This is a genomic window from Tissierella praeacuta, from assembly GCF_040396155.1.
Classification (GTDB): Bacteria; Bacillota; Clostridia; order Tissierellales; family Tissierellaceae; genus Tissierella; species Tissierella praeacuta_A.
Map to the genome: position 1 here is coordinate 69,164 of NZ_JBEBOY010000015.1, position 6,284 is coordinate 75,447.

Here is a 6,284-nt window from a genome sequence, read left to right on the forward strand (position 1 = left end):
ATTTGCGATGTGTTAGATGCGCAAAATATAATATTGTGACTTTAAGATACCCATAATGTGAGAATTACAATTCTTCATCAGTAAAAGTTAATGTGACTACCTGGACTAAATCCATTCCACCAAACTCAGACGGATAAAAATAGTCTTGGAGAGAATGACTTCTCATACTTGTACCACTATCATAAACCATAAGAGCAATAGGAATTTCTTTATTGACTTCTATCTTCTGGAATTCCTCCAAAAAAGTTTTAGTAGATGCTATTGCTTCTGAATCGAGTATGATTTCATCTGTTTTATATGAAGCTCTTCCAGCAGCATTTATATTGAAATCAATTGAGTAATTTTCTTTTAGCTGCATTGTAAAAGTTCCAGTCAATTGCTCGATGGGTTCTCTATCTGTGCCTATTGAAATAGCTCCTCCGCCAATATTACTCCAATTTTCTCCACTTTCAAGCCTGTAAACATTTACATTTAAAGTTATTGCCTCTTTTGGTGCATGAAAATAAATAATTTGTGAATTGCCTTCCATTCCAAAGGACTGCAATATATATTTCTCACTTTCTGATAATTTGTATGGTCTAATTCCTTCCTTGGTTAAGAATTTATATCCATCTGTATTGTTGAAACAAACGATTAAAAACAATACAATGACAAATATCAGTATTGATAAAAAAAGTATTTTCTTTCTCATAGTATTCCTCCATTTAATTTAATTGCATATAAATATAGTTATGTTCATTAATAGTATATAATTCGCCCAGCAATTTATCAACCTAACTTTTCTACCTTTCCATTATCATCTGAATTATGCTCTCAACGTATCTTGAAAGTACGATAATGATATCGTAAGTATTTGGTCCCCTTGGTAGAAGGGATATTTCTGGATTTATACCATTTTTTCTACAATTCTTTCAAGATTCCATATCTACTGTTACATATAGACAAAAGCTATTTCAATGGCTCACAACTTCTTATTCTTGCTAATATATCCAATACTTTTCGTATCAAATTTATAAGCAACAAAACCCTCCAATGATTATTTATTTAAAGGCTTTCTTCATTACAATTTAAAGTATAATCTATACCACCTATTACAATATTTATGATATTATTATATATACAGTACTGTGAAAGTCGAACTTTATGTATAATCTCTTATCTATTTTTAAAAAGTACATATGTAGATCTATGGGATAATGAAGAAAAGCAGTATAAAATCAAAGCATAGGGCAAATAGGGCAAAATGAAACAAATGTACAATATAAGATTAATATCTAAGGAGGATTTGTAAATGAAAAGATACCTTACTGTTATTATAGCTGGCATTTGTATAATATGGCTAGGTGTAAATTATAATCAAGATAGAACCAATCAATTAACTCAAAATTCTAACAGTACAATAAATAATCACAATAATGATTTCATTACCTTTTCAGATCCTTATTTAGAACAAGCAATTAGAGAAAAAACATCAAAAATAACAGGTAAAATATATGAATCTGATTTGGAAAATATTACTGTACTTGAAATTACTTCAGCTAATATTAAAGATTTAAGTGGAATTGAGAATCTAAGTAATTTAGAAGAGTTAGACCTGTCATGGAATGATATTAGGGATATAAGTAGCATGAGTAATTTGACTAATTTAGTTAAGTTAAATCTAGCTTACAATGATATTCATGATATAAGGTCATTAAATAATTTAAAGAATTTAACTCAACTGAATATAAGTCATACTTTGATAGAGGATATAACCCCTTTAAGTAATCTATCAGATTTGACTATACTTAATATTTCACGTTGTGAGCATATTGATTATACAAATATTAATATGTTAGGAGGCTTAAGCAATTTAACTGATTCTTTCCCTCCATTCGAGATGATATACTATTCGTCTTTGTCGTGCTTAATTTACTACTTTAGTGATTAATTGCACGTAATAAAAGCTTCAAGAAACTCCTTTAATATCTAGCCATAGAAAAATGGCAACCTAAGCAAGTGATCCGCCTGTTTAAATTGCCTTATTACTAGATGCTTATATTATAACAAACACGAAGTATCATATGATAACACTGTCTTGTCCATCTTTTTATTATCCTTAACCGATCTGCTATTAATCATTGAACTCTTTATTTCTAATGAATACACAAAAATACACCTTAGTAAAGATATCTATCTTCCTATAGGTGTATTAAAAACATTAATATTATTCTATATTAATTGCATCTATTGCAGTAATTTCTTTTCTATATTGTTCTAGTTCACATTGATTTCCATAAATAAAATGTCCTTCAATAATTTCTTCCCAAACTGGTTTATCTACAGAGTAATCATGAACTGACGGATCATAAACAATTAGCTTTTTCTTCTTTTCTATTTCTGGATCTGGCTGTGGTACTGCCGATAGTAAAGCTTTTGTATATGGATGTAAAGGATGTCTAAATAATTCTTCAGATTCTGCTAATTCCACTATTCTACCTTTACTTATAACTGCAATTCTATCAGATATAAAACGTACTACAGATAAATCATGAGAAATGAATAAATATGTTAATCCTTTATCTTTTTTAAGTTCATTTAGTAAATTAAGAACCTGTGCACGAATAGAAACATCTAATGCTGATATCGGTTCATCTGCTACTATAAACTCTGGTTCCATAACTAACGCTCTTGCTATACCAATACGTTGTCTTTGTCCACCTGAAAATTCATGTGGAAAACGAGAAGCAAATTCCGGTAAAAGACCTACTTCAAGTAACGCATTCCGAACCTTTTCTTCACGGTCTTTCTCATCTTTATATAAATGAAAGTTTAACAACCCTTCTGATATTATATATTCAACTTTTGCTCTTTCGTTTAGAGAAGCCATAGGATCTTGAAATATCATCTGACATTTTCTGATAACTTCTTCATCTAATTCTTTAGAAATCTTACCATTTATCTTTTGTCCTTTAAAATAAATCTCACCTGATGACGTTGGATTCAATCTTAATATAGCACGACCTATGGTAGTTTTTCCAGAACCTGACTCTCCTACTAAAGAAAATGTTTCACCTTTATAAATATCAAAGTTAACATCGTCTACTGCTACAAACTTTTTTTTACCTTTTCCAAATGCTATCTGTAAATCTTTTAATTCAACTAATTTTTCTCTTTCTGACATCCTCTTAACTCCTCTCTATATTATGATTGTGAGCACGCAATCTCTGAATAGTCTCTGGCTGCTCTATCTTTGGAGCTCTTGGATCTAAATACCAAGTTTTTGCCTTGTGAGTTTCGGATATACTAAAGAATGGTGGTTCCTTTACAAAATCTATTGCTAGTGCTCTTTTATTACGAGGAGCAAATGCATCACCTTTTATTTCATGGAATAAATTTGGTGGAGTTCCCTCTATTGATGGCAATGCTTCACCTTTTACAGTTAACTGAGGTAATGATGACAATAATGCCCAAGTATATGGATGCCATGCATCATAAAATATCTCATTTAGAAGTCCATATTCTACTATTTGACCAGCATACATAACTGCCACACGTTCAGCCACATTGGCTACAACACCTAAATCATGAGTTATATATATAACTGTCATGTTTAATTCTCTCTGTAAACTACGGATTAAATCCAAAATCTGTGCTTGAATTGTAACATCTAAAGCTGTAGTTGGCTCATCACAAATTAATATTTTGGGAAGACAAGCTACTGCTATTGCAATAACCACACGCTGCCTCATACCACCTGAAAATTCATGTGGATACTGATTGTAACGACGCTCTGGATCATCAATTCCTACTTTCGCTAACATATTAATTGCAACTTTCTTAGCATCTTCTCCTTTTAAACCTTGATGTAACTCTACACTTTCCTGAATCTGTTTTCCTATAATCTTTAATGGATTAAGTGAGGTCATAGGATCCTGCATTACCATAGCTATCTCTTTACCTCTAATATTAAGCCATTCTTTCTCTGTCTTATATTTTGAAATATCTTCTCCTTTGTACATAATAGATCCATTGGTAACACTACCGTTGGCATCTAACATACCTACAAAGGACTTTGTAAATACTGATTTTCCCGAACCTGATTCTCCTACAATTGCTAATGCTTCACCTTCATATAAATCTAGAGAACAGTTACGGATTGCCTTTAATTTTTGTCCGCGTAGACTAAATTCAATCTCCACATCTTTTGTGGATAAAATTGGTTCCTTTTTCATTAATTCTCCTCCTGTTCTTAAACTTATACATGGTTTCTTGGATCTGATGCATCAGAAAACGCATTCCCTAAAAGGTAGAATGTTATAGAAATAACAGATACAATAACTGCAGGGAATATCAATAAATATGGATAGTCCAAGAAGAATGTTCTGGCATTTCTAAGCAATATACCTAATGAAGGTGTATTTATATCAAGACCGAGCCCCAAATATGATAACATTGATTCTGTAGCAATTGTACTGGGTATTGACAATGCCAATCTCAGTATAATAACACTTATTAATTGCGGCAAAATATTTTTTAATAAAATTCTCCATGTAGGTGTACCTAATGATCGAGAAGCAAGGTTATACTCTCTATCTCTATGAATCATAACTAAGTTTCGTACATTTCTTGCCATTACTAACCAACCAAAGGCAATAAGAGATCCTGCCATAATCCAAAAACTTTGCCCTACTACAAGTGCAATTAAAGTTAAATATATTATACTTGGAACATTATATATTAAATTATATAACTCTGTAAAAAATCTATCTAATTTTCTAACATAACCCCATATACAGCCAATAATAACACCTAATATACACTCTCCTAAACCAACTATTAAAGCAAGTTTAATAGATATCTGAGAAGCATACCAAACTTGAGACCAATAGTCACGACCTAAGTTATCTGTTCCAAACCAATACTCAGAGTTTGGGCTGATAAATCCTTTTGTAGTATCTGGAACTAAGGATGCATAGTCATATTTGCCTATTTTTAAAGCTATAAAAGAAAATATTACCAATGCAAGGAATACAAAACTTAATATTACTGCTGATTTTTTCTTTAAAAAGTTTTGAAATACAGATCTCCAATAGGAATAGTCTGAATATCCAATTTTTTCGGCAGCTTCTGGAGAATAATCTACAAAGTGAAAAAGCTCATCTTCATTTATTATTTCTTCATCTAATATTTTATTATGTGTAGTCATTATCTAGAGCCTCCTTCACTGGTAAGTGTAATTCTAGGGTCAATTAACATCATAAGTATATCTCCAAAAAACACACCTAATATACCTAGTGCCGCATATAAAATTGTTACTGTCTGAACAACATTTAAATCATATCTATTTATTGAATCCACCAATAAAGGCCCCATTCCTGGTACAGAGAAAAAACGCTCTACAAGAATTGAACCGCCTACAGTTGATAGGAATGATGCTGGTAAATACTGAGCTAATGGTACAAATGCATTTCTAAGTACATGTTTTCTCATTATCTTTTTAGTAGGCATTCCCTTTATTCGTGCTAGTTTTATATAATCTTTATTAATTTCATCTACCATATACCTTCTAGTCCATAGTGCCCACCATGCAATACTACTTATACATAAACATATAATTGGTAATATACTTGATGGTCCTGGATTTCGTGTAGAATACATGGATGGTAACTTTAATAATCTTGTCCCCAATATTAAGACCAATGAATATGATACCAATGGTGGCACCGCATTGGCGAAAATAGTATAAGTTGTACCAATATGATCTCCTAGTTTATCTTTAAACCTTGACTGCATCATACCCATTGCAACTCCAGTAATCAATGAAATCCCTAGTGCTGTTATTCCTAGTTTCATAGATATAGCAAATCTAGCAGATATGATTTTAACTACAGGTACACCATTTTGAATTCTTCGGGATTCCCCAAAATCAAAGCGAGCCAATTTCTTATAAAAATCGAATAATTGTTTTGGTATAGGATCTAGTAATCCTGCAGCTAACAATTGTTCATTTTTCTGTTCTTCTGTAAATTTCATCAATTGTTCTTCAGTAAAATAATAATCCGTTGAAAGCATCCTCATAAGTAAAAATACTATTGTTGCTATTAGTAAGACTGTTACAATAGATTGTAACAGTCTTTTTGTACTATACTTAATCATATATAGTCACCATCCTATTTCTTACCTTTATTATGTGCCTCTTGAAGAGCTGCAGCTTCCTCTGTAGTGTATCCATTAGAATTTGTTCTTATATTTTTAAGTTTTTCATTTTGTATACCAAACATGGCATTCATTTTACTAGTATT

Annotated in this window: 6 protein-coding genes; 1 reads left to right on the top strand and 5 read right to left on the bottom strand. The window is 31.3% G+C overall.

From position 1 onward, the window contains the following. Positions 1-64 precede the first annotated feature (64 nt). Entirely contained in the window at positions 65-691 is a 627-nt protein-coding gene (locus ABWP20_RS09335; protein WP_353095530.1) for a hypothetical protein, read from the bottom strand. A gap of 600 nt (positions 692-1,291) precedes the next feature. Between ABWP20_RS09335 and ABWP20_RS09340 the strand changes: the two genes are divergently transcribed. Next, positions 1,292-1,930, top strand: a complete 639-nt coding sequence (locus ABWP20_RS09340) for a leucine-rich repeat domain-containing protein (protein ID WP_353095531.1) — start codon at positions 1,292-1,294, stop codon at positions 1,928-1,930. 276 nt (positions 1,931-2,206) lie between these two features. Here ABWP20_RS09340 and ABWP20_RS09345 read toward each other — a convergent pair whose 3' ends face one another. From ABWP20_RS09345 to ABWP20_RS09360, 4 genes are read right to left on the bottom strand one after another with little or no spacing between them, the layout of a single operon-like run. After that, positions 2,207-3,163 carry an ATP-binding cassette domain-containing protein gene (locus tag ABWP20_RS09345; protein WP_353095532.1) on the bottom strand — a complete coding sequence of 319 codons (957 nt, stop codon included), beginning with the start codon at positions 3,161-3,163 and terminating at the stop codon, positions 2,207-2,209. Positions 3,164-3,167: 4 nt separating this feature from the next. Continuing rightward, positions 3,168-4,214 (bottom strand): ABC transporter ATP-binding protein, encoded by a 1,047-nt coding sequence (locus ABWP20_RS09350; RefSeq protein ID WP_353095533.1) that lies wholly within the window; start codon positions 4,212-4,214, stop codon positions 3,168-3,170. A 23-nt stretch (positions 4,215-4,237) separates the two neighbouring features. Beyond that, positions 4,238-5,188, bottom strand: a complete 951-nt coding sequence (gene oppC / locus ABWP20_RS09355) for an oligopeptide ABC transporter permease OppC (RefSeq protein ID WP_353095534.1) — start codon at positions 5,186-5,188, stop codon at positions 4,238-4,240. Further along, positions 5,188-6,138 (bottom strand): ABC transporter permease, encoded by a 951-nt coding sequence (locus tag ABWP20_RS09360; RefSeq protein WP_353095535.1) that lies wholly within the window; start codon positions 6,136-6,138, stop codon positions 5,188-5,190. Before ABWP20_RS09360 ends, oppC begins: the two co-directional genes overlap by 1 nt. Positions 6,139-6,284: the final 146 nt, after the last annotated feature.

Bases quoted from the DNA above. Each gene is read 5' to 3' on its own strand.
- ABWP20_RS09335 (WP_353095530.1), bottom strand. From the start codon at position 691: ATGAGAAAGAAAATACTTTTTTTATCAATACTGATATTTGTCATTGTA.
- ABWP20_RS09340 (WP_353095531.1), top strand. From the start codon at position 1,292: ATGAAAAGATACCTTACTGTTATTATAGCTGGCATTTGTATAATATGG.
- ABWP20_RS09345 (WP_353095532.1), bottom strand. From the start codon at position 3,163: ATGTCAGAAAGAGAAAAATTAGTTGAATTAAAAGATTTACAGATAGCA.
- ABWP20_RS09350 (WP_353095533.1), bottom strand. From the start codon at position 4,214: ATGAAAAAGGAACCAATTTTATCCACAAAAGATGTGGAGATTGAATTT.
- oppC (WP_353095534.1), bottom strand. From the start codon at position 5,188: ATGACTACACATAATAAAATATTAGATGAAGAAATAATAAATGAAGAT.
- ABWP20_RS09360 (WP_353095535.1), bottom strand. From the start codon at position 6,138: ATGATTAAGTATAGTACAAAAAGACTGTTACAATCTATTGTAACAGTC.